This is a genomic window from Lysobacter fragariae (assembly GCF_054779775.1).
Genome location: NZ_BAAGXP010000014.1, coordinates 1 through 1,060, shown reverse-complemented (window position 1 = coordinate 1,060; position 1,060 = coordinate 1). Strand labels below are relative to the sequence as shown.

Genomic DNA, 1,060 nt, shown 5'->3' with positions numbered 1-1,060 from the left:
TGGCCTTTGCGCAGGCAGCCAACGCGCAGGATTTCGATGACCGCTGGTACCTGACGGGTTCGGCGGGCTTCAATGTCCAGGACGGCGACCGCGGCACGCGTACGGCCCCGATGCTGGGTCTGGGCGTTGGCAAGTTCCTGAACCGCAACTGGTCGGTTGACGGTGAGCTGAACTACCAGAACCCGAGCTTTGACGACAACGACGACCTGTTGTGGAGCCAGTACGGCCTCTCGCTCGACGTTCGTCGCCACTTCGTGCAGGACGGCCGCAGCTGGAACCCGTACGTGCTGATGGGCCTGGGCTACCAGCGTTCGGAAGAAGAGTACGACAACACCCCGAGCACGAATTCGCCGCTGCAGCGCAAGGACGGCCATCTGGCCGGTAAGGTTGGCGTCGGCGTCCAGAGCGACGTGGGTCGCGTGGCGATCCGCACCGAACTGGCCGTGCGCCTGGATGCGGACAACGACAGCATTGGCGCGGTGCGTAAGGACAGCGACCACAACGATGGTGAAGACTGGTTCCAGGACGTCCTGGCATCGGTCGGCGTGGTGATCCCGCTGGGTCCGGAAGCCGAGAAGGCAACGCCGGTGGCGGCTCCGAACTGTGCCGACAAGGACAGCGACGGTGACGGCGTGAACGATTGCGACGACAAGTGCCCGGGTTCGCAGGCGGGCCAGACGATCGGTCCGGACGGTTGCCCGGTGCCGGTGTCGATCGACCTGAAGGGCGTGAACTTCGACTTCGACAAGTCGACGCTGCGTCCGGATGCGGTGTCGATCCTGAACGAGGCGGTGGAAATCCTGAAGCGTTATCCGGAGCTGCGCGTTGAAGTCGCGGGCCACACGGACGAATGCGGCAAGGACGACTACAACCAGGGTCTGTCGGACCGTCGCGCTCGCGCGGTGTACGACTACATGACGGGCAATGGCGTGGATGCATCGCGCATGTCCGGTCCGAACGGTTACGGCGAGAGCCGTCCGCTGGAAGCGCTGGGCGATGCAATGCCGGGCTGCAAGAGCGAGAAGAACCGCCGCACCGAGCTGAACGTCCAGAACTGAGT

1 protein-coding gene is annotated in these 1,060 nt (G+C 64.4%); it reads left to right on the top strand.

Translation table 11 applies throughout. From position 1 onward, the window contains the following. The coding region (locus ACYVD7_RS14285) for an OmpA family protein (protein ID WP_460764554.1) at positions 1–1,058 on the top strand (1,058 nt) is incomplete at its 5' end. Between the last annotated feature and the right edge of the window lie 2 nt (positions 1,059–1,060).